Below are 25,358 nucleotides of genomic sequence, written 5' to 3' on the forward strand. Positions count from 1 at the left end.
CTCCCTTTTAATAATAAATGTAATAGAGCAACATAGCCTTACCCCTGGGCAATGTTGCTCTATTTTTATGTTTCGTTTGATATAGAAAGATTGAACTTTTGCAATTCAAAGTAATACATTGCATAATAAACGGATAGGTGTCCGAATAATAACGAGGACATATGAGCAAGTTATATTAAAGGAGATTTAATATGTTATTTGAAAGAAATAAACCCTACACACAGGAAACATTGCTTGATAAAGCGGATATATTAGAATTGATTCAGTTTGAAAGATTTTGTCGAGACAATAGCCTTTGGGACAGTATGTATGAATGCTTTGCTGAAGATTCAACAGTTAATATTTCATGGTTTAAAGGTTTGGGTAAAGCATTTGTGGACGCCTCTAGAGAAATGAAGCGTTATGCACCACATCAAATTTATAATTCCCAAATATGGATAAACCAAGATAGAGCAGTGGCAATCATGCAAGCCACGATTCAAACAAGATTACCGATTAACGAGGTTCAAATGCAACTCAATTCTGATGCGAAAATTGTTTATGGATTAGTTAAACAAGACGGTATTTGGTACATCAATAATATGGAATGCGTATATGAAAAGGATAGCTTGACACCTGTTGTCCCATCTACCATATCGTTACCAGCTAATGCGTTGAACCAATATCGATCTAGCTACGCATGTTTAAGCTTCTGTCTTAATTACATTGGTTATAGTGTTAATCATGAATTACAAGGCATTGATCGACCAGAACAATTGAATGACTTTTACAATCGATTGGATCAATGGTTGACGTATCAAACAGAGTCTATATAAAAGGAGTATATTAATGATGAAGAAAATAGATTTACATTCACATTACCTATCACCTGGGTTTGTGAAATTTTTAGATGATTATTCTGATGGTAAAGGAGACGGTGTACCAACGCCAGCATTCTCTGTTGATGACTATTTGAAATTAATGGCAGAAGAAGAGATTGATTATAGTGTGCTTTCTATTTCAAGTCCCCATTTGAGTGCTGCACCAGATGAAGTGATGCTTGAACTTACAGAAGAAGTTAATGCCTATGCTGAAGATATACATCATGCACATAGTGAACAATTAGGTTACTTTGCTTCATTACCGCTACCATTAGTTGATGAAAGCATTCGCATGATCGACCATGTATTAGATGAACAACACGCTCTTGGCTTTACATTGCCAACGAATGCACGTGGTATTTATTTAGGAGATGACCGTTTAGATCCAGTGTTAGCGAAATTGAATGAACGACAAGCGACCGTAGCAATTCATCCTAATGAGCCTAAACCAGTGAATGAAGCTATTAAAGCACAAATTTTATCACCATTAATGGAATTCTTCTTCGATACAACACGTACAATCATTTTTATGAGTCAAAACAATGTGTTTAGTAAGTATCCTAATATTAAATGGATTGTACCGCATAGTGGTGCATTATTACCTGTCATTGCACAACGTGTTAATATTGGTAATAAAATGTTTAACGTTGAAAATGGTCCAGATGATATTGAACAGGTGATGCAAAGTTTATACTTTGATTTAGCAGGTATGGTTTTACCACATCAACTTCCAACATTATTAAAAATGGTAGATGAAAATAAAATCGTATACGGTGCAGATGCGCCTTATACAACAGATCAAGTCATTAAGCGATTAGCTAAAGATATTGAATCTACCGATTTACTTACAGAAGAGCAAAAAGAAAAATTCTTACATCGCAATGCGAGTCAATTATTAGGATTTTAAAATAAAGCTAACAAAGGAGCCTTCCAATTGGAACGCTCCTTTTTATATTATAGATACAACACACAAGTTAAACGTCATTGTAGGAAAATCAACATGTGGTTTGAAAATGTAGAACATTGATTTTGGTTATTGAATAAAGCGAGGGTCATTATGGAATGAGGTATATATGTATCGTTTATTAGAGTAGAATCAAGATGATATAAATCTATTCAGCTACGCTGTTTAGTGATAAGATGTAAGCAATATATTGTGATATAGGACGTGTCAGTAAGGGGTAAGGATGTATGAAACGAGTATCAATTAAAGATGTGGCGAAAGAAGCGGGCGTATCAGTAACGACAGTGTCGCACATTTTAAATCAGAATAAAACAAGGTTCTCTAAAGCAACCATTCAAAAGGTATTATTAGCGAAAGACCGTTTAGGCTATATTCCCAATAAAAATGCCCAACAACTCAGAGGACAAACAAGGAAGTTAATAGGTGTTGTTTTGCCTAACTTAACCAATCCATTCTTCTCGGCGATGATGCAAAGAATGGATGATTGTAAAACAGATGACGTTGATTTATGTTTTATAGCAACATCAAGTGCAGACTTTAAAGATAATATTCAGCATCTTGTAGAACGTGGTATAGATGGTCTGGTTATTGGTCGATATGTGAATGACCCACATCACTTAAATGATTATCTTAGTAAACATCACGTTCCGTATGTCTTACTAGACCAAAGTGAAGACCATGGTTATACCGATATTATTAGAACGAATGAAATAGAGGGTGGTCAGACTGCCGCACAACATCTTATCGAATTGGGACATCAACAGTTAGCGATTATTCAACCTCATGCGTTAATGGCTAATATGAAAGATCGAGTGAAGGGATTTGAGCAAACGTGTCAAAGTCATCAGGTGCCGGCCCCTGTCAGAATTTGTACAGAATTGTCTAAAGCTGGGGGACGTGATATTGCTACAAAACTGGTTGAGCATCATGTTACGGGAATCTTTGCGATTAATGATGAATTAGCGATTGGTTGTCTACGAGGTTTAACAGAATGTGGTAAATCAGTGCCAGATGATTTGTCGATTATTGGTTATGATGATATAGATATGGCAGGTTACATGACACCGGCACTCACAACCATTGCCCAATCGGTCGACGATATTGCTCATATCTCACTGCAATTAATTACCGATAAAATTAATGGTAGACCACATGAAAATAAAAGAGTAGAACTTCCGACTCAACTGATGCAACGCGAAACGACACGACAAATATAGTGGTTGCGAAAAAATAAATACTGACGTTCATAAAAAAGCCATACAATCAGGCATTGATAAGTATGGCTTTTTTATAGTGCGTTTAAGAAAGCGTATACATTTTCAAATAGAAGTGCTATAATTTAGTAAAACGTTTTACTAAACGCAACAGACAAAAAATATACTAATAGAGGTGTTGAATCATGAATTTAGTTGCATTGTTAATTGGTTTAGGGCCATTAATCGGTTGGGGTCTATTTCCAACGATTGCATCCAAATTTGGTGGTAAGCCGGTTAACCAAATTATAGGTGCTACAGTCGGTACGTTAATCTTTGCCTTTGTCTTCTTTATCTCCACAGGACACGGCTTCCCAACAGGCATGGATCTGTTCTTTGCATTATTATCAGGAGCTGGTTGGAGTTTCGGTCAAATTATGACATTTAAAGCATTTGAATATGTAGGATCATCACGTGCCATGCCAGTTACAACTGCCTTCCAATTAATGGGTGCATCACTTTGGGGCGTCTTTGCATTAGGTAATTGGCCTGGTGTTACAAATAAAATCATCGGCTTTTTAGCATTAGTAGTTATCTTGATTGGTGCTTGGATGACAGTTTGGAGTGAACACCCTGAAGCTACAAATAAAAACTTATTACGTAAAGCGGTAGTGATTTTAATCATTGGTGAAATTGGTTATTGGTTATATTCAGCAGCACCACAAGCTACAGACATCGGTGGTAAAGCAGCATTCTTACCACAAGCCATTGGTATGGTGATTGTGGCAGTTATCTACGGACTAATGAAAATGAAAAATGGCAATCCATTTACTAATAAAGTGACATGGTTACAAATTATTTCTGGTTTCTTCTTTGCCTTTGCAGCATTGACTTATCTCATTTCTGCCCAACCTAATATGAACGGTTTAGCGACTGGTTTCGTATTATCACAAACATCTGTAGTACTTGCGACATTAACTGGTATTTACTTCTTAAATCAACATAAAACATCTAAAGAAATGTTAGTCACAGTGATCGGATTAGTTCTCATCTTAGTAGCTGCGACAGTTACAGTATTTATTAAATAATCAACTGGAGTGATATAAATGAAGAAAACAGCATTACTCAATAGTCATGTATCTAAAGCCATTGCGACAATCGGACACTATGACTTATTAACTGTCAATGATGCAGGCATGCCTATTCCTAATGACGATAGAAGAATTGATTTAGCAGTAACGAAAGAATTACCTAAATTTATTGATGTATTAGAAACAGTATTATCAGAAATGAAAATCCAAAAAATCTATTTAGCTGAAGAAATTAAAACAAATAATGCAACTCAGTTAAAACAAATCAAAGCATTAATTGATGATGACGTTGACATTGAATTTATTCCACACAGTGAAATGAAAGCATATTTAAGTCATCCATTAAATAAAGGTAACATTCGTACAGGTGAAATTACGCCATTTTCTAACATTATTTTGGAATCAAACGTGACATTTTAACATATAGAAATGGGGACATTGTTATGACAAATAAAGTCGTTATTCTAGGATCTACCAATGTGGATCAATTTTTAACAGTTGAGCGCTACGCTAAACCAGGGGAAACATTACATGTAGAAGAAGCACAAAAGTCATATGGTGGCGGTAAAGGGGCAAACCAAGCCATTGCAACGGCACGTATGAAAGCTAATACGACATTCATTTCCAAGGTGGGAAATGACGGATTAGCACAATTTATGTTTGAAGATTTTAAAGCAGCAGGTATGAACATTGACTATATTTTAGAATCCGAAACAGAAAAGACTGGCCAAGCCTTTATTACAGTAGATGCACAAGGTCAAAATACGATTTATGTCTATGGTGGTGCGAATATGGCGATGACACCAGATGATGTGAAAAGTGCGAAAGCAGCAATTGTCGATGCAGATTTCATTGTGGCACAATTAGAAGTACCTGTTCCGGCAATTATAGAAGCATTTAAAGTTGCGAGAGCGGCAGGTGTGACGACCGTCTTAAACCCCGCACCAGCCAAAGAGATTCCTCAAGAGTTATTAGAATTAATCGATGTGATTGTACCAAATGAATTTGAAGCTGAAATATTATCAGGTGTACCAGTCACAGATGAAAAATCAATGGCACAAAATGCAGATTACTTCTTAAGCTTAGGTGCCAAAGTCGTGATTATTACATTAGGTGAACAAGGCACATACTATGCGGTTGAAAATGATTCAGGCCTAGTACCAGCGCAAAAAGTAAAAGCTATTGATACAACAGCAGCAGGTGATACGTTTATCGGCGCCTTTGTCAGTCGCTTTAATATGAAAGCGCGTAATTTAGTTGAGGCTATCGACTTTGCCAATAAAGCCGCATCACTAACAGTTCAAAAGTCAGGGGCACAAGCCTCTATACCATTAGCAGAAGAAGTTCAGTCATAGATATGATAAATCCCATTCCAGTTGGTTTCAGTTGGAATGGGATTTCTTAATGCAAGCATATAAACGTAATCAGAAATCTTGATAAATGTTTTAAGGTTGCGTACACTTCAATTCAATAGTTATTATAGCCAATCAATTGTATAAGAAAACTAGATATGAAGATAAAGGGAGTCAAACCAAATGAAAACAGATATGAAAGCAATGGTTATTCATCAATATAAGGATGAATTACTGTCAGAAGAAACGATGCCAATACCTAATATAAATCCTGATGAAGTTCGTGTGAAAATTAAAGCTGCAAGCATTAATCCCATAGACTCAAAGATAAAAGACGGAGAATTAAAGATTTTACTAACGTATCAATTCCCACTCATACTAGGTAATGATTTTTCAGGTATTATCACTGAGGTAGGCAGTAATGTAAAGCAATTTAAAGTTGGCGATGAGGTTTATGGTCGTCCACGTAAAACTCAAATTGGTACATTTGCTGAATATATAGCCGTCAACGAAGCTGATATTGCACTCAAACCAAGTAATGTCTCATTTGAAGAAGCCGCAAGTTTACCTCTAGTTGGGCTTACATCATATCAAGCACTAAACGACATCATGCAATTGAAACAAGGTGATAAAGTACTCATTCAGGCAGGTGCTGGTGGTGTTGGTACATTTGCGATTCAACTCGCTAAATCAATGGGATTATATGTGGCAACTACAGCTAGTCCTAAAGGATTTGATTTAGTTTCTCGTTTAGGTGCAGACGAAATCATCAATTACAGAGAACAATCATTTTGGAATGAATTGTCAGATTATGATGGTGTATTTGATACCTTAGGTGGGGATAATTTAAATCATGCATTTGAAGTGCTTAAGAAAGGCGGCACAGTTACCTCCATATCAGGAATACCTACTGAGAAAACAGGTAAAGAAATGAAAATAGGTTTTGTCAAAACAACATTATTGAGAGTAGCTTCTGCTAAATTGAAACGAATCGCTAAACAATATAGTGTGAATTATGAATTTTTATTTATGAAACCGAGTGGTCAACAATTAGAAGTCATTCGTCAATTAGTGGAAAATGGAAGTATTAAGCCTGTCATAGATAAAGTTTATGACTTCAAAGAAACCCAAGCCGCACTCGAGTATTCCAATAGTGGTAGAGCTAAAGGTAAAATAATTGTTAAAATGGAAGACTAAATTAAAACATATAGAAAATAGTAATCATTATACCGAACACAAAGTATTAGAATCAGTAGGTAAAGTGATTAAAGGCATGTTAGAAAAATCATCCCAATAAATCATCCCTTTTGTTAGCATAGTCATATTGAATCGACCATCTATCAAAAGGGATTGTTTCATTTATATTTGAATTTAATCGCAAATGGATCGCTACGTTATCACTAAAGTAATGGTATTAAGAGTGATGATGGTTTAATTGATAGAACTCAATAGCATTACCTCTTAAAATACCGTCAATTGTGTCTGGATCAATATCACTGTTTTTAATATAGTCTACACCACGTGTATATTTCTCATCTTGGAAGTAAGGGAAGTCTGACCCCATCATGAGCTTATCCTTACCGAATGTATCAATGGTATTGATTAAAGAAGGTTCATGGAAATTAGCAGTATCATACCAAAATTGACGATTTAATACTTCATATGGATCAATGTTAAAGGCGTTCCAGTCTTCGTAATTGTCTTTAATACGAGTCATGAAGAATGGTAAAGCACCACCTAAATGTGAAATATGGAATTTAATATTTGGATATTTTTGTGGAATCTCGTTTTTAATTAATTGTAACGTAATGAATGTAGATTCTAATGGTGCGCCAATCACCCATTCTAATTGATAGTCGTTCACGAGTGGACTTTGGGCACCGCAACCAGTTGGATGAATATAAAGTGTTGCATTTAATTCGTTCATAGCTTCGAAGAAAGGTTCGAATTGTTTGTCGGCAACTGACACTTTATCTTTCACAATAGTTGGAATCGCAATACCTACAAAGGCATCTTTTTTAAGTAGTTCTTGCGCTTCTTTAATAGCTTGATCGACATATGGAAGAGATACTGCACCATATGCTAAGAAACGGTCTGGATATTGTTGAACCAATGATTCATATAAATCGTTAATCTCTTGTGCACTTTGATGTGCTTCTTCTTTTGTACCCCATTGTGGTGATTGTGGTGTAGCAGAAATGATTTGCATATCAACGCCAGCATCGTCCATCATTTTAAAGCGCTTGTCTAGATCTTCTTTAGAGGCAGATTGATTAATCCCTTTAGCAACTTCTGTACCTTTACTACCTAATTTGCCTAATTTCTCTAAATAGTCTTCACTCCATAAATGTGTATGTGTATCAATCGCTTTTGCATTTGACATATGATTGTCCTCCTTTAATTAAATAACTATATTAAATATTTATCCAGTTTTTAAAAAAATAATCTTTTATTGACGACGATTTAAACTTAAAACTTCGATTAAGCTAAGGACATTTAACATAAAGAATTTTGAAGCGGCTTTGGCACCTTGGTGACCATGCCCTGCTTTATAGTGATTGTAAATTGCTGTACCCATCACAATGTTAATCATTAAAGTACCCACAACGACTAATTTTTGGCCGAGTTTGCCTAAAATTGAACTAAATAAAAATATAGAACCTACAAATTCGAATAATCCTGCTAATCGCATTGAACGACGTGATAATCCGAATCCTTCTTTAAATTGTTGTGCCATAGCATCGTCATTTTTTACTTTTGGTAAACTACTTTTAAAAATTTCTTTTCCTACATATGCGTTAATAACATGTCTTAGTAACATGCTTAACACCTCCTATTAAAAATATTAAAGATTAGTGTGTTGTATTTGATTGTCTTTTTTCTGAGAAGAGTGCAATGAATGCGCCTATCAGTGCTACAAAGGCAACAATATAAAATGTCATATCTAGACCATGGATAAGACCGGCTGCACCGTGTAATGGTGAAAGGTGACCGAAACCAGTCATGAGTGTTACAAGGATACCTGTACCGATAGCTGCTGAAATTTGGCGAATTGTATTATTCATTGCCGTTCCATGCGCAATCAAGGATACAGGTAAAGCGTTTAATGCTTGTGTGGTCATTGGTGTCATAATCATGGAATTACCTAACATCAAGATGGAGAATGTCACAATGACATACAATGCTGATGTCTGTGGATTAAACTGTGCCATGAATAAGGCACCTATCATAATTAATAACATGCCAGTGATACTTAAACTTCGGCCGCCAACACGGTCGTATAATCTACCAGTAACAGGTGACAACAAGCCCATGACGAGTCCACCAGGTAATAAGATGAGACCAGATTCTAAAGGTGACCAATGCATCATGGTTTGCATGTAAATAGGTAAAATAGTCAAATTACCGATAAAGAGTACAAACATTAATACAATTAAAGTCATCGAAATGGTGAAACTACGGTATTTAAATACTCTAAATTCGAGTAACGGTGAAGATAGTTTCAACTGACGACGTATAAATAACGAAAGTATAATGATGGAAATGATGATCGTCATGTAAACGGATGGATGCGACCAACCAAGATTACCGGCTGAACTAAAGCCATAAAGTAAACCACCAAATCCTAACGTAGACATGATGACTGACAAGATATCTAACGAAGGTTGTTGTGTTTCGGTAATATTTTTCAAATATAAGAAACCGAAAATAGCGTCAACCACACTAATTAATAGCACGACTAAAAATAGATAGCGCCAGTCGAATAGGTGGATGAACCAACCTGCTGCTGTAGGACCAATCGCAGGTGCAAAGCCGATGACAAGTCCGAAGATACCCATTGCCATACCACGCTTTTCAACAGGAAAAATAATGAACAATAGTGTTTGAGACAGTGGCATTAAAATACCTGCACCTAACGCTTGAATACTACGCCCAACTAATAATAATGGGAAAGTAACCCCCAACATACAGATTAAAGAACCAAGTATTAAACAAGTCGCAGCCGTAAAGAATAATGTACGTAATGAAAACTTCTCGATTAAGTAGGCTGTGACAGGAATCATAATACCGTTCACTAACATAAAGATGGTCGTTAACCACTGTGCTGTACTACTAGATATCGCAAAGTCCTTCATAATCTCTGGCAATATCGTCGTAAGTAACGTTTGGTTTAAGACACCGATAAAAGCACCAATCATCATGACTGCAATCATTAAATTACGTTGTTTTATATTTAAATGTGATGGTTGTGTCTGAGTCATAAGTTCACCTCTTTTCTTAAATGGAATCAACTATCACTTATTTTATTCGGAATGCGTTCCGTTTGTCAAATTTATGAATTCAATATAATATAGATAGTGTTAAAAAACGAAAAAAAGTAAAAAGGAGAGGTTTAGTAATGAATATTGAAGGTCTTGAAAATTATTTGAATATAGATCCAAATAAATATAATGAACCAAGCTTAGAAGCATTAAATTATTATTTAAAACGATATATGTTAACAGTACCTTTTGAAAATATCGATGTTCAAAATGGTGTAAGAATATCAGTAGAAGTAGACGATATTTATGAAAAAATCGTTAATCACCAACGAGGTGGTTTCTGTTATGAAATGAATCACTTCTTCAAAGCGTATTTAGAAGCAAAAGGCTTCACAGCGAATATGGTATCTGCAACTATTCATACACCGGGTGGTGGACGTAGTCTTAAAGGATCTCATATGTCATTAATCGTGCCGATTAATGGTGTCAATTATGTCGCAGATGTAGGTTATGGTGACTTGCCAATCAGTGCTATGCCAATTATTAATCAAGATAGTGATGCTATCATTGAAGATATTAACGGCGAATATCGTGCGATTTATGTAGACGATCACTTATTCTACATTCAAAAATGGAAAGATAATGAGTGGGATACAGAATACGAAGCGGAATTAGAACCTAGAGACATTCATGATTTTGATTACAATATTGAATACAATCAAACTAATCCTAACTCTACATTCGTTAAACGTCTGCTAGTTACAATGCCTAAATCATATGGTCGTGCGACAATGTCTCAAAATAATTTAACGTTAACGAAACAACGAGATAAGGAAAAATATGATGTGACAAGTGAAATTTATCGTCAATTTTTAAAAGAAGCATTCAATTTAGATGTTAAAATTAATAGACTAGAACCATAAAAGAGAGCACTTCATTTGGAAGGGGATAAGATGACCAATCAACGGAAAAAACGTAGTGATGCAACGCATAATAAAGCAATCATCTTACAGACAACGACCCAATTATTAGCACAGGGTGAAGATATTAGTGAGATGAATATGTCGGAAATCGCGAAGAAAGCGGGTGTGGGTGTAGGCACTTTATATCGTCACTTTGAAAGTAAATCGTTACTATGCCAAGCGATGATGGATGAAAAGGTTCATGATATGTTTGATGAAATGGATACGTTGCTTCATCAGCATCAAGATGCGTCTGTGAGAGACAAAATATATGGTATTTTATCTATTTATTTAGATTTAAAAGAGGCAAATTTTAATGTCTTAAACTTTATTGAGAAATCAAATTCTCAACATCAGTCAATGATTAATATTCCATTTTATGAACAACTGAAAGATTTGATTAAAGACCAGTTCACTAGTCAACAACAGACCCAAGATTTGGAATTTAAGATTAATCTGATGCTAAACTCATTTTCATCAGATTTCTATTACTTTGCCAAACACGATCAACAACTGACAAAAGACCAATTTTTAAGCCGTTTATTAGATATATTTATTGGATAGATAAAAGCTTTTGAGCGGAACAGAAATATAGATAGCCCTTAAATTTAATTGTAGCCTGAGACATTAATTTATGTTCCAGGCTACAATTTTTATAAGTCGTATGATAGATTGTTAAACTTTGCGATAACGCTTAAGTCCGATGATATTTAAAATGATAAATAAAATAATGAAAATGAGAAGAACTAAAGCATCGAACCAAATATCAGACCAACCTTGTCCTTTGATCATAATACTGGTTAACGCATCTCCTGCGTATCGTAATGGGAATAAATAACCAATATTAGCTAACCAAGGTGTCATATTTTCTAGAGGAAAAATACCAGAAAAGAACACTTGTGGAATGGCAACAATAGGAATGAATTGAACCATTTGAAACTCAGAATTAGCAAATGTTGATATGAAAATGCCCATCACTAATGCCGTAATGGCTAATAAAATATTAATGAGTAAGACATACCAGAGACTACCCGCTAGGTTGATATTTAATAAATAGATTGAGAACAACACGATAATCAATGTTTGAATAATAGCAAAGATACCGTAACCAAGTAAATAACCAAAAACAATTTCACTTCGTCTAATTGGCGTAGCAAGTACGCGTTCTAACGTTCCAGTTGTGCGCTCGCGTAATAAGGCGATACCTGAGATAAGAAAGACGAATAAAAAGACAAAGAAGCCCATCAAAATAGGGAACATTTTATCGAAATAGTTACTATCTTTATCCCCATATAAATAACTATGATCGAGTTGGATATCATTAGTGTCTTTATTTTTGGCTGCTTGTGGTATTGAATTCATTACTTTTTTAATATCATTCATTTTATCTTTTTGAATAGATTGATGTACTAACTGTTTAACTGAACCAGATTTACTTGGATCTTCATTGGTATAAGTGACATGTAAAGTCTGATGATCTTGATATATAAAAGCATCTAAATGATTGTCTTCTATTTTAGTTTTAATATTTTGATTAGAATCAAAGTGCTTGAATGACACATCATCATTTTTCATATGGTTAGTTATTTTAGTGGATACAGAGTCGGCGATGCCAATATTTAAAGTAGTGTCTTCATCAGAATTAAAGATAAAGTACATTAAAGTTAGAACTAATAAAGGTGCTAAAAACATAAGCGCTAGTGTACGTTTGTCTCTGAGTAATTCTATGATGACACGCTGAATCATTGCTAAAAGTTTCATTAATGTTTAACCTCCTCTGCTTTAATAAAGACCTCTTCAATCGTGTTAACATTGAATTTTTGTTTTAACTCATCAGGTGTGCCTAATGCGAAAAGCCGCCCTTCTACAATTAGCCCAATTTTGTCGCAACGTTCAGCTTCGTCCATAACGTGTGTTGTGACGATGACACTTTTCCCTTGTTGTGTTAATGATTTTAATTGTGCCCATATTTGTTGTCTTAGTTTAGGGTCAATACCAACAGTTGGCTCATCTAATATAATTAAATCTGGATTAGATAACAAAGTAATTGCTAACGACAATCTGCGTTTCATTCCACCAGAAAATGTATTAATGGTTTTATCGAGTGTACCTTCTAAATTGACTAATTTCATATTTTGATCAATACTTTGTGCTAATTGTTGGCCTTTTAAACCACTTAAATGACCAAAAAATGTAAGATTTTGTTTAGCAGTTAAATTTTCATATAGAGCATCAGTTTGTCCCATGTAACCAATATGACTTAATACGCCTCGATTAGGCATACTATGGTTGAAGACTTCCGTACTGCCTGCATTTAATGTTTCCATACCAAGCAGACATTTGATGGTCGTCGTTTTACCTGAACCACTAGGCCCTATTAGTCCCAAAAGTTCGCCTCCGTTAATGTCTAGACTGATTTGGTCTAAAACTTTATGTTTATCATAAGATTTTACTGCGTCTTTGAGTGAAGCAATCATTTGCGTCATGCCGTGTACCTCCTTATTTGACACTGTGTTTAATTACTGTATATTCAATATAAATCAATTTTCGACAATTGCATGCATCAATTTTAAATAATCAGACACATGAGATATAAATGTTCAATAATATTATGGGGGCGACACAAATGAACGAAGAAACCATGGATAAACGTGTGTATAAAACATTAACCAAAATTGAAAAAAGCATGGTTACACTACTAAACGTTAAATCTTATGATGACATCAGTATTAAAGATATTTGTGATGAAAGTGGCATTAGTAGGGGAACGTTTTATCAACACTATAGAGATAAAGATGACTTTTTATTTCAATATCAAAAAGCCATGATGAAAAAAGGGAAACGTCGATTGACACAAATTCAATTTGAGGAACGACGTCAATTCTTTGAACACGCGTTAAAATTTTGGATTAATGAAGGAGAATTATTACTATTATTGTTAAGAGATAATGGCGCTTATATTGTCCATCAAGCTATGAAAAAGAATTTACAACAAAACATTGAAGTCCGTTTGGTGCCCATTATGAATACTCAGGCACTTACAAATAAAGAAAAATATTTTTTAATTATATTTATGAGTAATGCGGTTTTCGGTGTGTTACAGGATTGGGTGCAAAGAGGGAGACAGGAATCGCCAAAAGAAATAGCACTCATGATAGACAAGGTTTTTAATACGGTGTTTGTTTAACACGTTTTACATGATTTTAGTGAATCGGTAGTGTTTCATTGTATATGAAGCATTATCGATTTTTTATTTTTAAAAATTATTTTTAATCCCACTTTTATATCATCTTATCCCCATTCACAATTTATTAAATGAAAATTATTATCATTTATATTGACAATATGATTCTACTCGTATATTATCTTCTTTAAATCGTAACCATTACGATTTGTTTTGCGCAATTGTTTTGAGAATTAGGATAGGTTGATTAAAAAGGCCAATGTATCCATCAAAATTCAAAAGAAAATACAACATTAAGGAGCATCGTATGAATCGACAAGTGATTGAATTTTCCAAGTATAATCCGTCAGGGAATATGACTATACTTGTTCATTCACAACACCATCCAAACGACTATGCCAAGATTGCGAATCAATTAATGGCGTCGACACATGTATGTTGTGAGCAAGTGGGATTTATTGAATCTAACAATCTAAATCATGGGGATGATTGTCGGTTAGTAATGAGCGGAAATGAATTTTGTGGTAATGCGACCATGTCATACATGCATTATTTACAAGAACATCAACGATTAACGGCACAACAATGTCATTTGAATGTATCTGGTTGTGATGATTTAGTGCCTTGTACTATCCATGGTCACCAGCAGTATGAGGTAGGGATGCCACAAGCACAATACGTCACAACTGAATATTTACACATTGCACAGCATATGTGGCAAGCGATCAAGATTACATACGAATCATACGTACATTATGTGATTCCAATCGAAAAGATCACAGCAACATTCAAACAACAAGTGGCACAATTTGTGCGTGAACAACAATGGGATGAACAGTATAAAACCATTGGTGTCATGTTGTTTAATGTTCAGGATCAATATTTACATCCGTTAATATTCATACCAGAAGTAAAGAGTCTGATTTGGGAAAATAGTTGTGGTTCTGGTGCAGCTTCGATTGGTGTATTTAACAATTATCAAAGTCAACGGTCATGCGAAGATTACATCGTTTATCAACCAGGTGGCAGTATTTCAGTGACATCTGCAATTTGTTCTGAAGACGGTTATCGCACCTCTATTAAAGGTCGTGTATCAACTGTTGCTAGAGGACAAGCTTATATAGAAGAGGAGACGATGACCCATTGATGCATTCAAATACAAAGATAGAAACACTTTTACAACAATATTTAGAACAATTCGAAGCACGATACCAACATGTTCTTAGTGATCCAAATTCGATTGACGCATTAGAAACATTAGTTGATGACTATAGTCAATTGATATTAAATCCAACATACCAACAACAATATGATTTATGGCACGACGAACCACGTAAACAACTAATCACACAACAACTGCAAGATATCACTGCACAATGTGTGAAACAAGTTGAGATGATTAGAGCAAGACGATTATTAGACGGTAAGGCGTCTACGTCCGGTTACTTTGACAACATAGAACACTGTATCGACGAGGAGTTTGGGCAGTGTCACATCGGAAAGAATGACAAACTGTTACTCGTTGGATCGGGAGCATATCCAATGACATTAATTCAAGTAGCTAAAGAAACTGGTGCCTCAGTCATTGGTATTGATATTGATCCACAGGCAGTTGATTTAGGTCAACGCGTGGTCAATGTGTTGGCGCCTAATGAAGATATCCAAATATCTAATCAAACTGTAGATCAGTTACCTGATATTAAAGAGGTCACGCATATTATATTTAGTTCTACGATTCCAGTTAAATATGAGATTTTAGCGCAATTATTTGAGTTAACTAATGATTGTGTAGTGGTCGCTATGCGTTATGGAGATGGGATGAAAGCCATCTTTAATTATCCATCTCAATTTACGGCGTCAGATCAATGGCAATGTGTACACCAACTCGTCCAACCCAATCAAATATTTGATGTGGCACTCTATCAAAAGGTGTCGTCAAAGGCAGGGGTCACTTATGTCTAATATTTTGATTATTGGAAGCGGGCCTGTCGCTATTCAACTTGCTCAATTATGTAACCATGTATCGAAAAATCATATCGACATGGTTGGTAGAGCGTCGACCTCAAAGAAATCAATGGATGTCTATCAAAGCTACCAACAAGCAGGTACATTTACAGTTACAACACAGAATGATTCACATCATCAATTTGCTGGTCAGTTTCAAATACGTCATTTTTATCAAGATATTCAACAAATTGACCAAAGCTATGACACCATTATTTTGGCGTGTACTGCAGATGCTTATCGACTGATGCTAAAGCAGTTGGCACCTACGATATTACAGCATGTGAAACACATCATATTAGTATCACCAACATTTGGTTCACATATGATGATTGAGCAATTATTGGCAGACATCAATACTGATGTTGAAGTCATTTCATTTTCAACATATTTAGGAGATACGCGAGTGGTTGACATGGCTCAACCACATCGTGTGTTAACGACGGCTGTGAAATCGAAATTATTTGTTGGGTCTAACAAGACATCGTCCCAGTTGATTCCACAATTACAAATTTGGTTTGAAGCATTACACATTCAACTTGCAGTGATGGACACACCCTTACATGCCGAGATACATAATAGTTCGTTATACGTTCACCCACCATTATTTATGAATGACTTTGCATTAAAGGCGATTTTCCAAGGTACTGAGGTACCGGTATATGTCTACAAATTATTTCCAGAAGGTCCTATCACGATGACTTTAATTCGAGAAATGCGCCAAATGTGGCAGGAAATGATGACGATATTACAAAAATTAAGTGTGCCCTCCGTCAATCTTTTGAAGTTTATGGTTAAAGAAAACTATCCCGTACGTTCAGAAACATTAAGTGAGTCGGATATCCATCAATTCGAAGAGCTATCAGCTATACATCAAGAATACTTACTTTACGTCAGGTATACGGCAATTTTAATTGATCCCTTTTCTAAGCCAGATAAAGATGGACGTTATTTTGACTTTTCAGCGGTACCATTTAAGCCACTTTATCAAAACGAACAAGGTGTCGTTCATATACCAAGGATGCCGAGTGAAGACTATTATCGTACGACGGTCATACAAGCGATTGGGAAAGCATTAGGTGTGTCGACACCAATGATCGATACGTTATTACATAGATACACGGATTATTGCGAACGTTATCAAATCGAGCACCCACAACAGTCTATGTCGTCACAATTCAACCTTGATGATTTTGAAGAAGATATATCGCTAGTTACAACGTATTTAGCAAACAAGTTATAGAAGTCATTTGTATGTCGTTTGAGACATGGCAACACATTTTTCAATCCATATAGAAAGAGGAAAAATAATGAATAAACTAACAAAAATGAGTGCAGTTTTACTAGCTTCTGGAATCATATTAACAGGATGCGGTGGCAACAAGGGATTAGAAGATAAGAAAGAACAGAAGACTTTATCTTATACAACAGTTAAGGATATTGGAGACATGAATCCCCATGTTTATGGAGGATCTATGTCAGCGGAAAGTATGATCTATGAACCGTTAGTGCGCAATACGAAAGAGGGTATCAAACCGTTATTAGCTAAGAAGTGGGATATCTCAAAAGACGGTAAGACCTATACTTTCCATCTAAGAGATGACGTCAAATTCCATGACGGTACGAAATTTAACGCAGAGGCAGTAAAGAAAAATATCGATGCTGTACAACAAAATAAAAAGTTACATTCATGGTTAAAGATCTCCACATTAATCGATGACGTCAAAGTGAAAGATGACTATACTGTACAGATTCACTTAAAGGAAGCCTATCAACCAGCATTAGCTGAATTAGCAATGCCTCGTCCTTATGTCTTTGTATCTCCTAAAGACTTCAAGCACGGTACAACGAAAGATGGTGTCAAAGCATTTGATGGTACAGGTCCTTTTAAAATGAGCGAACATAAGAAAGATGAGTCGGCCACATTTAATAAAAACCAACACTATTGGGGTGAAAGGTCTAAATTAAATAAAGTCGAAGCCAAAGTAAAACCAGCTGGCGAAACAGCATTCTTATCAATGAAGAAAGGTGAAAACAACTTTGCTTTTACAGACGACCGTGGTACGGATAGTTTAGATAAAGACAGTTTAAAACAACTTAAAGAGACAGGTGATTATAACGTTAAACGTAGCCAACCTATGAATACGAAAATGATTGTGGCCAATGCAGGTAACAAAGACAGTGCTGTCAGTGATAAGTCAGTTAGACAAGCCATTGGACATATGGTTGATAGAGACAAAATCGCAAAAGACATTTTAGATGGCCAAGAAAAGCCAGCAACGCAGCTCTTTGCGAAGAATGTCACAGATATTAATTTCAATATGCCAACACGTCAATTCGATACGAAGAAAGCTGAAAAGCTATTAGATCAAGCCGGTTGGAAAATGAATCAAGACAAACAAATTCGTCAAAAAGATGGTAAAGATTTAACGATGACTATGTACTATGACAAAGGCTCAACAAGTCAGAAAGAACAAGCTGAATTTTTAGAAGCTGAATTTAAAAAAGTTGGTGTCAAATTAAATATTAATGGAGAAACGTCAGATAAGATTGCAGAACGTCGTACATCAGGCGATTATGATCTAATGTTCAATCAAACATGGGGATTATTATACGATCCGCAAAGTACCATTGCAGCCTTTAAATCCAAAACAGGCTATGAAAGTGCTACCTCAGGTATTAAAGATAAGAAAAAGTTATATAACGACATCGACGAGGCATTCAAGATGAAAGATGAAAAAGCACGTTCTAAAGCTTATCAACAAATCTTAAAACAAGTGGATGACGAAGGTGTATTCATACCTATTTCACATGGCAGTATGACTGTTGTTGCACCTAAAGATTTGAAAAACGTGTCATTTACTCAATCACAATATGAACTACCATTTAACGAAATGCAATATAAATAAAGGAGCGTCTCAATGTTCAAATTAATAATAAAACGTATTGCACTCATGTTTCCGTTATTGATTGTAGTGAGTTTTATGACATTTATGATGACGTATCTAACGAATGAAGATCCAGCGGTAACCATTTTACATGCGCAAGGTACACCGAATGTGACACCACAATTAATAACTGAGACAAAAGAAAAGTATGGGCTCGATGCGCCGATTCTTGTTCAATATAAGGATTGGTTACAACAAGCCGTTCAATTTAAATTTGGGACAAGTTATATTACAGGCGATCCAGTATCAGAACGTATCGGACCTGCATTTATGAATACATTGAAATTAACATTGATTTCAAGTGTATCAGTCATGGTGACCTCCATATGTCTCGGCGTGGTAAGTGCGCTAACAAGAGGGCAACGTACAGATCGTGTGATTCGTTCTTTCGCGTTCTTTTTAACAGCCTTACCTTCGTATTGGGTCGCATCTATGCTCATTATTTATGTTTCAGTTAAGTTAAATCTATTGCCAACATCTGGATTAACAGGCCCAGAAAGTTACGTATTACCAGTTATTGTAATCACGATGACCTATGCAGGTATTTACTTTAGAAATGTGAGACGTGCCATGATTGAACAACTTAATGAAGATTATGTCTTCTATTTAAAAGCAAGTGGTGTAAAGACCATGACCTTATTGCGACATGTCTTACGAAATGCATTACAAGTGGCAGTGTCTATCTTCTGTATGTCGATACCAATGATTATGGGCGGCCTTGTCGTTATTGAAAATGTGTTTGCTTGGCCTGGATTAGGACAGCTAAGTATTAAAGCGATAGTTGAGCATGACTTTCCGGTAGTACAAACGTATGTGTTAATCGTGGCGGTGTTATTCATCATCTTTAATACATTAGCCGATATCATCAATGCGCTTTTAAATCCTAGATTAAGGGAGGCATCACGATGATGATTGTAAAACGATTATTACAAGATAGAGGGGCAGTTGTTGCGTTAGTGATTATTGTGACTTATGTCTTGCTCGGATGCCTAGCACCAGTGGTTACCTTTCATGAGCCGAATCATATTGACACAGCACATAAATTTGCAGGTATAAGTGCGACACATTGGTTGGGCACTGATCATTTGGGTCGCGATGTATTGACGCGGTTGATTTATGCCATTCGACCAAGTTTACTCTATGTCTCAATCGCATTAGTCATTTCAGTTGTGATTGGTGCCATACTGGGTTTTATTTCCGGATATTTCCGGGGTTATATTGATGCACTGATTATGCGATGTTGTGATGTGATGCTAGCATTTCCAAGTTATGTAGTGACTTTGGCTTTAATTACATTATTTGGTATGGGTGTGGAAAATATCATTTTAGCGTTCATTCTCACACGTTGGGCGTGGTTCTGTCGTGTCATACGTACGAGTGTGATGCAGTACACGTCAGCCGATCACGTCAAATTTGCTAAAACGATTGGCATGAGTGATTTTACGATTATTCGTAAACATATTTTACCGTTAACTTTAGGAGATATCGCGATTATTTCCAGTAGTGCTATGTGCTCGATGATATTACAAATGTCAGGGTTCTCATTTTTAGGTTTAGGTGTAAAGGCACCGACTGCAGAATGGGGCATGATGTTGAATGAAGCACGTAAAGTGATGTTCACTCATCCTGAAATGATGGTCACGACAGGTATCGTCATAGTCATTATCGTCATGGCCTTTAACTTCTTATCAGATGCATTACAAGTAGCGATGGATCCACGTATCTCTTCTAAAGAGAAAATGCGTGCAGTAAAGAAAGGCGTGATGCATGAATGACCTTATTAACAGTTCAACAGTTAACGATTCGTGATGAATGGACAGATACAACACTTGTAGATGATATTAACTTCCAAGTCGAGCGTGGTGAGACATTAGGGATTATTGGTGAAAGTGGTAGTGGTAAGTCGATTACATGTAAAGCATTAGTAGGGCTTAATCCAAGTCGTCTCAAGGTTACAGGAGATGTGCATTTTGACGGGCATAACCTGTTAGCATTATCAGAAAGGCAATTACGCCAATACAGAGGACAAGCAATTGCGATGGTTATGCAGCAAGGTGCACGTGCCTTTGACCCATCTACCAAAGTCGGTAAACAAATGATCGAAACCATGCAGGTACATACGTCATTATCGACACAAGAGATTGAACAAACATTGATTGACTATATGACCTATATGAATTTAACAGAACCGAAAACGATTTTGGCGTCTTATCCTTATATGTTATCAGGTGGGATGTTGCAACGATTGATGATTGCATTAGCTTTGGCATTAAAACCTAAATTGATTATTGCAGACGAACCCACTACAGCATTAGATACGATTAATCAGTTTGATGTGTTAGAAGCCTTTGAAGATATTAAACAACATTTTGATTGTGCGATGATATTCATTTCACATGATTTAACTGTTATTCATAAAGTGGCTGATCGTGTCATCGTTATGAAAGAAGGTCAATTAGTCGAAGAAGGAACAACAGAAGCGGTTTTACATCATCCACATCACAGATATACGCAATATTTATTATCGACGAAACAAAAAGTAAATGACCATTTTCAACGTGTCATGCGAGGTGATAGCCATGATTAAAATCAATCATGTTGAAAAACATTACGGCAAGCGTAGTTTGTGGGGGCCTAAACCTAAACCGATTATTAAAGATGTCAGTTTAGACTGCCCTGTAGATGAAGCGATAGCCATTATCGGTGAAAGTGGTAGTGGTAAATCGACATTGAGTCGCATGATATTAGGGATTGAAAGGCCAGATAAAGGTACAGTGACATTAAATGACCAACCGATGTACAAGAAGAAGGTCAGACGTCATCAAATTGGCGCTGTATTTCAAGATTACACCTCCTCACTACATCCATTTCAAACTGTGCGAGATATTCTATTTGAAGTGATGTGTCAATGTGATAAACAGAGTACTGATGAGATGGAAGGAGCCGCAAAGACACTATTGGAAGAAGTTGGATTATCAGAAGATTTTCTAGATAAATATCCCAATATGTTATCAGGTGGCGAAGCACAACGGGTTGCTATTGCTAGAGCGATATGTATTAACCCAACTTATATCTTGTTCGATGAGGCAATCAGTGCGCTAGATATGTCGATACAAACACAGATATTAGATTTGTTGAAGCGATTAAAGCATACGCGTCATTTAAGCTATATCTTTATTACACACGATATTCAAGCTGCTACGTATCTATGTGATCGTTTAGTTATTTTTAAAGACGGTCAAATTGATGAACAAATCGCAACACGTGATTTACATACAACAACCAATGCTTATACCCAAGCATTGATAGACAAACAACTATCATTCTAAGGAGTGAGACAATGAAAGGTGCCATGGCTTGGCCATTTCTAAGATTATATATACTTACACTCATGTTTTTTAGTGCGAATGCCATATTGAATGTATTCATTCCATTAAGAGGACATGATTTAGGGGCAACCAATACAACCATTGGTATTGTGATGGGGGCTTACATGTTAACAGCAATGGTCTTTCGTCCGTGGGCAGGCCAAATTATTGCCCGTGTCGGACCTATCAAAGTATTACGTATTATTTTATTGATTAATGCTTGTGCGTTAATACTATATGGACTGACTGGATTAGAAGGCTATTTCATAGCCAGAGTGATGCAAGGTGTGTGTACGGCATTCTTCTCAATGTCGCTACAATTAGGTATTATAGATGCCTTGCCAGAAGAACATCGATCAGAAGGTGTGTCACTATATTCATTATTTTCTACAATACCTAATTTGGCTGGACCACTTATTGCAGTAGGTATTTGGCATTTAGATCGCATCTCAATATTCGCTATAGTGATGATTGCGATTGCCTTAACGACGACATTCTTCGGTTACCGTGTCACCTTTGCTAATGAAGAACCTGACACGCGTAAAAAGGTTGAACCATTGCCATTTAATGCAGTCACAGTCTTTGCACAATTCTTTAAAAATAAAGAATTATTTAATAGCGGACTCATTATGATTGTAGTATCAATTGTCTTTGGTGCAGTGAGTACCTTTGTGCCGTTATACACAGTCAAATTTGGGTTTGCAGATGCCGGAATCTTCCTAACCATTCAAGCTATAGCTGTCGTGTTAGCACGTATTTATTTACGTAAATACATTCCTTCAGATGGTATGTGGCATCCTGTTTATATGGTCAGTGTCTTGATGTTACTTGTTATTGCATCGATGCTTGTAGCCATAGGGCCACATATACACGTAATGATGTTCTACAGTAGTGCGATATTGATTGGTGCCACACAAGCTTTAGTATATCCAACACTTACGTCATATTTGAGCTTCGTTTTACCCAAAGCAGGTCGAAATATGCTACTAGGATTATTTATAGCCTGTGCAGATTTAGGTGTCTCGTTAGGCGGAAGCTTGATGGGGCCTATATCCGATTTAGTAGGATTCAGCTGGATGTATACCATTTGCGGTATGCTTGTTGTAGTTATGATATTAATGAGCACATTAAAAGGTGTACGACAAAAGTAATTGTCGACAGTGTTGAGTTTATGGAAAGTGATTTGGAAGTTAGAAAATAAGTGAATGTAAAGCGGTGATTTAGCGGGAGTGAGACCGAAATAATATTTTCTTAAAAATTATTTCGTTGTCCCACCCCAGCAAGGTTGACTAGAAATGAAAAAGCTTGATACATTAGACCGTCTTTGTAATTCATTACTTAGACGGTTTTATACATGAACTTTTAAGTTCATGTATACCTCTTAAACTTAATCTGAACACATGAGTTAATACTCATGTGTAAGTCATTCTAATTTCTTTAAGAAAAAGAATAACTTTACAGTCAACTACTGCCTAATTATGAATGTAACTTGAAATTTATATTTATGTCCCAGTCTGTTGTATATTGCGATGTATATACTCGCAATCATCAATGGTTTTATCGTTGCTTTATTTACGCATTGGCTACGTAATCGCAATAATAAAAAGGATGACAGGTAGCCAACACTAATAAAGCCCCTTACTATGGCAGTAGTAAGGGGCTTTGGTGCGTTTTAAGCGATATAATTACATTGTTATTATATAACGTTAGGTATCATAATACAACGTTTGTGAATTAATTAAATCATTTATAAAATTCTGATGTATAGAAATGCAATTTACCCTTTAGTTTACAGCAAAGGATTAAGTTGTGCTTGAATGGCATTTAATATGTTGTTTTTCTCGTCCTACTATTAGGTTTAAATCGATGTAAATGATACCAGAATTGAATAAGCTTGATTATAGGATTTGATTTTAAAACAGATAAGTTGCTAAATACATACAAACACTATTTAATAGATGAAAAGATAGAGTTAGAGGAGTGGTTGGTATGACAATATTAGGGCACCATCATATTTCGATGTACACCAAAGATGCGGTCAAAAATAAGGCGTTTTATACTGAGGTACTTGGATTAAGATTGGTAGAGAAAACAGTTAATCAAGATAATACAAAAATGTATCATTTATTTTATGGTGATGATGCAGGTCATCCTGGTACATTATTGACATTTTTTGAAATTGAAAATGTTGGTAAGCATAGACCGGGAACAGATTCGATTCATCGGTTAACATTACTCGTACCATCGGAAGCGGCCTTGAACTATTTTAAACAGCGTTTAGACCAAAACAATGTGGAATGGACGTCACTCACCTATGTAGGTCAGTCTGCGGTGTTGCTAAAAGATCCAGATGAACTTGAAATCATTTTATTAGTGAACGATGATTATCAAACGCCAGAACAATGGTCAGCCAATGATGATACAGACATACCTAAAGATGTTCAAATACTGGGAATGGGACCAGTTGAATTACGTAGTAGAAAGCCAGAAGCGTTAACTGAATTTCTTGAATATATCTTAGGTTATCATCAACGTAATGATTTAGAAGTAGATGATAATACAACCATCATGACATTAGACGAACAAGGATTATATACAGACTTCGTCATCGTTAATCAACAAGGTCATCGTGTGCGACCAGGGCAAGGCTATGTACATCATGTCGCAGTCAATCTACCTACAGATATAGACTTAAACGATATTTATGAGAAAATAGCACGACAACCTAACCCTAACTCCGGCATCATCGATCGATACTTCTTCAAATCATTATACTATCGACATAACCAAATCCTATTCGAATTTGCGACAGCAGAGCCAGGGTTTACCGTTGATACACCCGTCGATAAACTAGGTCAACAACTCAACCTCCCCGATTTCCTAGAGGACAAAAGAGACGAAATCGAAAGCCAATTGAGAGAAATATAAAATACAATATAAAAGCACTCGCTAGTACGGCGAGTGCTTATTTGTGGTTATAAAAGTAGATTTTTATTTGTTTAAGATATATATTTAGATTATCAAGTAGATAATACGAAGTATGTATTACTAAAATTTTTAGTAGTAAAGATTTATACGCTAGAGGTTTTAGTACTCTGTAATTTTAGGTATGAGTGAAACGAGTTATTAATTCTTAATACTTACCATCTAGTTTTAGTACTCTGTAATTT

Annotated in this window: 26 protein-coding genes; 21 read left to right on the forward strand and 5 right to left on the reverse strand. The window is 35.8% G+C overall.

Annotated elements, in window-relative coordinates; all coding sequences use genetic code 11:
* The first annotated feature begins 191 nt into the window (after positions 1-191).
* The 7 genes from LPC11_RS00400 to LPC11_RS00430 all read left to right on the forward strand — a co-directional run bounded on the left by LPC11_RS00400 (position 192) and on the right by LPC11_RS00430 (position 6,657).
* Positions 192-815, forward strand: coding sequence for a nuclear transport factor 2 family protein (locus LPC11_RS00400; RefSeq protein WP_023374390.1), 624 nt, complete (start codon positions 192-194; stop codon positions 813-815).
* A 16-nt stretch (positions 816-831) separates the two neighbouring features.
* Complete coding sequence (locus LPC11_RS00405) at positions 832-1,767, forward strand: amidohydrolase family protein (RefSeq protein ID WP_041614065.1); 936 nt, start codon at positions 832-834, stop codon at positions 1,765-1,767.
* A 284-nt stretch (positions 1,768-2,051) separates the two neighbouring features.
* Positions 2,052-3,041, forward strand: coding sequence for a ribose utilization transcriptional repressor RbsR (rbsR, locus tag LPC11_RS00410; RefSeq protein WP_023374388.1), 990 nt, complete (start codon positions 2,052-2,054; stop codon positions 3,039-3,041).
* Between the two features lie 182 nt (positions 3,042-3,223).
* Entirely contained in the window at positions 3,224-4,105 is an 882-nt protein-coding gene (gene rbsU, locus LPC11_RS00415) for a ribose/proton symporter RbsU (RefSeq protein ID WP_023374387.1), read from the forward strand.
* Between the two features lie 18 nt (positions 4,106-4,123).
* The gene (gene rbsD, locus LPC11_RS00420; protein ID WP_023374386.1) at positions 4,124-4,528 is read left to right on the forward strand and encodes a D-ribose pyranase; all 405 of its coding nucleotides are present in this window, start codon (positions 4,124-4,126) and stop codon (positions 4,526-4,528) included.
* Between the two features lie 23 nt (positions 4,529-4,551).
* Complete coding sequence (gene rbsK, locus LPC11_RS00425; RefSeq protein ID WP_023374385.1) at positions 4,552-5,463, forward strand: ribokinase; 912 nt, start codon at positions 4,552-4,554, stop codon at positions 5,461-5,463.
* Positions 5,464-5,655: 192 nt separating this feature from the next.
* Positions 5,656-6,657 carry an NADP-dependent oxidoreductase gene (locus tag LPC11_RS00430; RefSeq protein WP_181138340.1) on the forward strand — a complete coding sequence of 334 codons (1,002 nt, stop codon included), beginning with the start codon at positions 5,656-5,658 and terminating at the stop codon, positions 6,655-6,657.
* Positions 6,658-6,874: 217 nt separating this feature from the next.
* On the opposite strand, the gene LPC11_RS00435 is transcribed toward LPC11_RS00430, so the two are convergent.
* From LPC11_RS00435 to LPC11_RS00445, 3 genes are all read right to left on the reverse strand, one after another.
* On the reverse strand, positions 6,875-7,843 hold the full coding sequence (locus LPC11_RS00435; protein ID WP_023374383.1) for an amidohydrolase family protein: 969 nt from the start codon (positions 7,841-7,843) through the stop codon (positions 6,875-6,877).
* 66 nt (positions 7,844-7,909) lie between these two features.
* Entirely contained in the window at positions 7,910-8,281 is a 372-nt protein-coding gene (locus LPC11_RS00440) for a DoxX family protein (RefSeq protein WP_023374382.1), read from the reverse strand.
* A 31-nt stretch (positions 8,282-8,312) separates the two neighbouring features.
* Positions 8,313-9,722 (reverse strand): MDR family MFS transporter, encoded by a 1,410-nt coding sequence (locus LPC11_RS00445; protein WP_023374381.1) that lies wholly within the window; start codon positions 9,720-9,722, stop codon positions 8,313-8,315.
* Between the two features lie 137 nt (positions 9,723-9,859).
* Between LPC11_RS00445 and LPC11_RS00450 the strand changes: the two genes are divergently transcribed.
* Both LPC11_RS00450 and LPC11_RS00455 read left to right on the forward strand, forming a co-directional pair.
* Positions 9,860-10,645, forward strand: a complete 786-nt coding sequence (locus tag LPC11_RS00450; protein ID WP_231307297.1) for an arylamine N-acetyltransferase — start codon at positions 9,860-9,862, stop codon at positions 10,643-10,645.
* 30 nt (positions 10,646-10,675) lie between these two features.
* A complete protein-coding gene (locus tag LPC11_RS00455) occupies positions 10,676-11,248 on the forward strand; it encodes a TetR/AcrR family transcriptional regulator (protein WP_023374379.1) in 573 nt (190 codons plus the stop codon).
* A gap of 111 nt (positions 11,249-11,359) precedes the next feature.
* Here the strand turns inward: LPC11_RS00455 and LPC11_RS00460 are convergent, their stop codons facing one another.
* Positions 11,360-12,445: an ABC transporter permease gene (locus LPC11_RS00460; protein ID WP_023374378.1), complete on the reverse strand. Its 1,086-nt coding sequence runs from the start codon at positions 12,443-12,445 to the stop codon at positions 11,360-11,362.
* The gene (locus LPC11_RS00465) at positions 12,445-13,170 is read right to left on the reverse strand and encodes an ABC transporter ATP-binding protein (RefSeq protein ID WP_023374377.1); all 726 of its coding nucleotides are present in this window, start codon (positions 13,168-13,170) and stop codon (positions 12,445-12,447) included. The genes LPC11_RS00460 and LPC11_RS00465 overlap by 1 nt, the downstream gene beginning before the upstream one ends.
* 140 nt (positions 13,171-13,310) lie before the next feature.
* Between LPC11_RS00465 and LPC11_RS00470 the strand changes: the two genes are divergently transcribed.
* The 12 genes from LPC11_RS00470 to LPC11_RS00525 all read left to right on the forward strand — a co-directional run bounded on the left by LPC11_RS00470 (position 13,311) and on the right by LPC11_RS00525 (position 25,116).
* A complete protein-coding gene (locus LPC11_RS00470) occupies positions 13,311-13,871 on the forward strand; it encodes a TetR/AcrR family transcriptional regulator (protein WP_023374376.1) in 561 nt (186 codons plus the stop codon).
* Positions 13,872-14,175: 304 nt separating this feature from the next.
* Positions 14,176-15,015: a histidine racemase CntK gene (gene cntK / locus LPC11_RS00475; RefSeq protein WP_107566270.1), complete on the forward strand. Its 840-nt coding sequence runs from the start codon at positions 14,176-14,178 to the stop codon at positions 15,013-15,015.
* On the forward strand, positions 15,015-15,830 hold the full coding sequence (cntL, locus tag LPC11_RS00480) for a staphylopine biosynthesis enzyme CntL (protein ID WP_106913174.1): 816 nt from the start codon (positions 15,015-15,017) through the stop codon (positions 15,828-15,830). Before cntK ends, cntL begins: the two co-directional genes overlap by 1 nt.
* Positions 15,823-17,115 carry a staphylopine biosynthesis dehydrogenase gene (gene cntM, locus LPC11_RS00485; protein WP_023374373.1) on the forward strand — a complete coding sequence of 431 codons (1,293 nt, stop codon included), beginning with the start codon at positions 15,823-15,825 and terminating at the stop codon, positions 17,113-17,115. The genes cntL and cntM overlap by 8 nt, the downstream gene beginning before the upstream one ends.
* A gap of 67 nt (positions 17,116-17,182) precedes the next feature.
* Entirely contained in the window at positions 17,183-18,781 is a 1,599-nt protein-coding gene (cntA, locus tag LPC11_RS00490; RefSeq protein ID WP_023374372.1) for a staphylopine-dependent metal ABC transporter substrate-binding lipoprotein, read from the forward strand.
* 12 nt (positions 18,782-18,793) lie between these two features.
* Complete coding sequence (opp1B, locus tag LPC11_RS00495; RefSeq protein ID WP_023374371.1) at positions 18,794-19,729, forward strand: nickel/cobalt ABC transporter permease; 936 nt, start codon at positions 18,794-18,796, stop codon at positions 19,727-19,729.
* Positions 19,726-20,595, forward strand: a complete 870-nt coding sequence (cntC, locus tag LPC11_RS00500; protein ID WP_041613789.1) for a staphylopine uptake ABC transporter permease subunit CntC — start codon at positions 19,726-19,728, stop codon at positions 20,593-20,595. The genes opp1B and cntC overlap by 4 nt, the downstream gene beginning before the upstream one ends.
* Complete coding sequence (gene cntD, locus LPC11_RS00505) at positions 20,592-21,407, forward strand: staphylopine uptake ABC transporter ATP-binding protein CntD (protein ID WP_023374369.1); 816 nt, start codon at positions 20,592-20,594, stop codon at positions 21,405-21,407. The genes cntC and cntD overlap by 4 nt, the downstream gene beginning before the upstream one ends.
* Positions 21,400-22,149, forward strand: coding sequence for an ABC transporter ATP-binding protein (locus LPC11_RS00510; RefSeq protein ID WP_023374368.1), 750 nt, complete (start codon positions 21,400-21,402; stop codon positions 22,147-22,149). The genes cntD and LPC11_RS00510 overlap by 8 nt, the downstream gene beginning before the upstream one ends.
* A gap of 11 nt (positions 22,150-22,160) precedes the next feature.
* Positions 22,161-23,339 (forward strand): staphylopine family metallophore export MFS transporter CntE, encoded by a 1,179-nt coding sequence (cntE, locus tag LPC11_RS00515; protein ID WP_023374367.1) that lies wholly within the window; start codon positions 22,161-22,163, stop codon positions 23,337-23,339.
* Positions 23,340-23,717: 378 nt separating this feature from the next.
* Entirely contained in the window at positions 23,718-23,807 is a 90-nt protein-coding gene (locus LPC11_RS00520) for a type I toxin-antitoxin system Fst family toxin (RefSeq protein WP_106913175.1), read from the forward strand.
* 370 nt (positions 23,808-24,177) lie between these two features.
* On the forward strand, positions 24,178-25,116 hold the full coding sequence (locus LPC11_RS00525; protein WP_023374366.1) for a VOC family protein: 939 nt from the start codon (positions 24,178-24,180) through the stop codon (positions 25,114-25,116).
* The last annotated feature ends 242 nt before the right edge of the window (positions 25,117-25,358 follow it).

It is taken from the genome of Staphylococcus sp. HL28 (genome assembly GCF_021117155.1).
GTDB lineage: Bacteria > Bacillota > Bacilli > Staphylococcales > Staphylococcaceae > Staphylococcus > Staphylococcus warneri.

Bases quoted from the DNA above. Each gene is read 5' to 3' on its own strand.
- LPC11_RS00400 (WP_023374390.1), top strand. From the start codon at position 192: ATGTTATTTGAAAGAAATAAACCCTACACACAGGAAACATTGCTTGAT.
- rbsK (WP_023374385.1), top strand. From the start codon at position 4,552: ATGACAAATAAAGTCGTTATTCTAGGATCTACCAATGTGGATCAATTT.
- cntL (WP_106913174.1), top strand. From the start codon at position 15,015: ATGCATTCAAATACAAAGATAGAAACACTTTTACAACAATATTTAGAA.
- LPC11_RS00465 (WP_023374377.1), bottom strand. From the start codon at position 13,170: ATGACGCAAATGATTGCTTCACTCAAAGACGCAGTAAAATCTTATGAT.
- cntK (WP_107566270.1), top strand. From the start codon at position 14,176: ATGAATCGACAAGTGATTGAATTTTCCAAGTATAATCCGTCAGGGAAT.
- LPC11_RS00405 (WP_041614065.1), top strand. From the start codon at position 832: ATGAAGAAAATAGATTTACATTCACATTACCTATCACCTGGGTTTGTG.
- LPC11_RS00440 (WP_023374382.1), bottom strand. From the start codon at position 8,281: ATGTTACTAAGACATGTTATTAACGCATATGTAGGAAAAGAAATTTTT.
- LPC11_RS00510 (WP_023374368.1), top strand. From the start codon at position 21,400: ATGATTAAAATCAATCATGTTGAAAAACATTACGGCAAGCGTAGTTTG.
- rbsD (WP_023374386.1), top strand. From the start codon at position 4,124: ATGAAGAAAACAGCATTACTCAATAGTCATGTATCTAAAGCCATTGCG.
- cntE (WP_023374367.1), top strand. From the start codon at position 22,161: ATGAAAGGTGCCATGGCTTGGCCATTTCTAAGATTATATATACTTACA.
- rbsR (WP_023374388.1), top strand. From the start codon at position 2,052: ATGAAACGAGTATCAATTAAAGATGTGGCGAAAGAAGCGGGCGTATCA.
- LPC11_RS00470 (WP_023374376.1), top strand. From the start codon at position 13,311: ATGAACGAAGAAACCATGGATAAACGTGTGTATAAAACATTAACCAAA.
- cntC (WP_041613789.1), top strand. From the start codon at position 19,726: ATGATGATTGTAAAACGATTATTACAAGATAGAGGGGCAGTTGTTGCG.
- LPC11_RS00525 (WP_023374366.1), top strand. From the start codon at position 24,178: ATGACAATATTAGGGCACCATCATATTTCGATGTACACCAAAGATGCG.
- LPC11_RS00520 (WP_106913175.1), top strand. From the start codon at position 23,718: ATGTATATACTCGCAATCATCAATGGTTTTATCGTTGCTTTATTTACG.
- LPC11_RS00460 (WP_023374378.1), bottom strand. From the start codon at position 12,445: ATGAAACTTTTAGCAATGATTCAGCGTGTCATCATAGAATTACTCAGA.
- LPC11_RS00435 (WP_023374383.1), bottom strand. From the start codon at position 7,843: ATGTCAAATGCAAAAGCGATTGATACACATACACATTTATGGAGTGAA.
- opp1B (WP_023374371.1), top strand. From the start codon at position 18,794: ATGTTCAAATTAATAATAAAACGTATTGCACTCATGTTTCCGTTATTG.
- rbsU (WP_023374387.1), top strand. From the start codon at position 3,224: ATGAATTTAGTTGCATTGTTAATTGGTTTAGGGCCATTAATCGGTTGG.
- LPC11_RS00430 (WP_181138340.1), top strand. From the start codon at position 5,656: ATGAAAGCAATGGTTATTCATCAATATAAGGATGAATTACTGTCAGAA.
- cntD (WP_023374369.1), top strand. From the start codon at position 20,592: ATGACCTTATTAACAGTTCAACAGTTAACGATTCGTGATGAATGGACA.
- LPC11_RS00450 (WP_231307297.1), top strand. From the start codon at position 9,860: ATGAATATTGAAGGTCTTGAAAATTATTTGAATATAGATCCAAATAAA.
- LPC11_RS00445 (WP_023374381.1), bottom strand. From the start codon at position 9,722: ATGACTCAGACACAACCATCACATTTAAATATAAAACAACGTAATTTA.
- cntM (WP_023374373.1), top strand. From the start codon at position 15,823: ATGTCTAATATTTTGATTATTGGAAGCGGGCCTGTCGCTATTCAACTT.
- LPC11_RS00455 (WP_023374379.1), top strand. From the start codon at position 10,676: ATGACCAATCAACGGAAAAAACGTAGTGATGCAACGCATAATAAAGCA.
- cntA (WP_023374372.1), top strand. From the start codon at position 17,183: ATGAATAAACTAACAAAAATGAGTGCAGTTTTACTAGCTTCTGGAATC.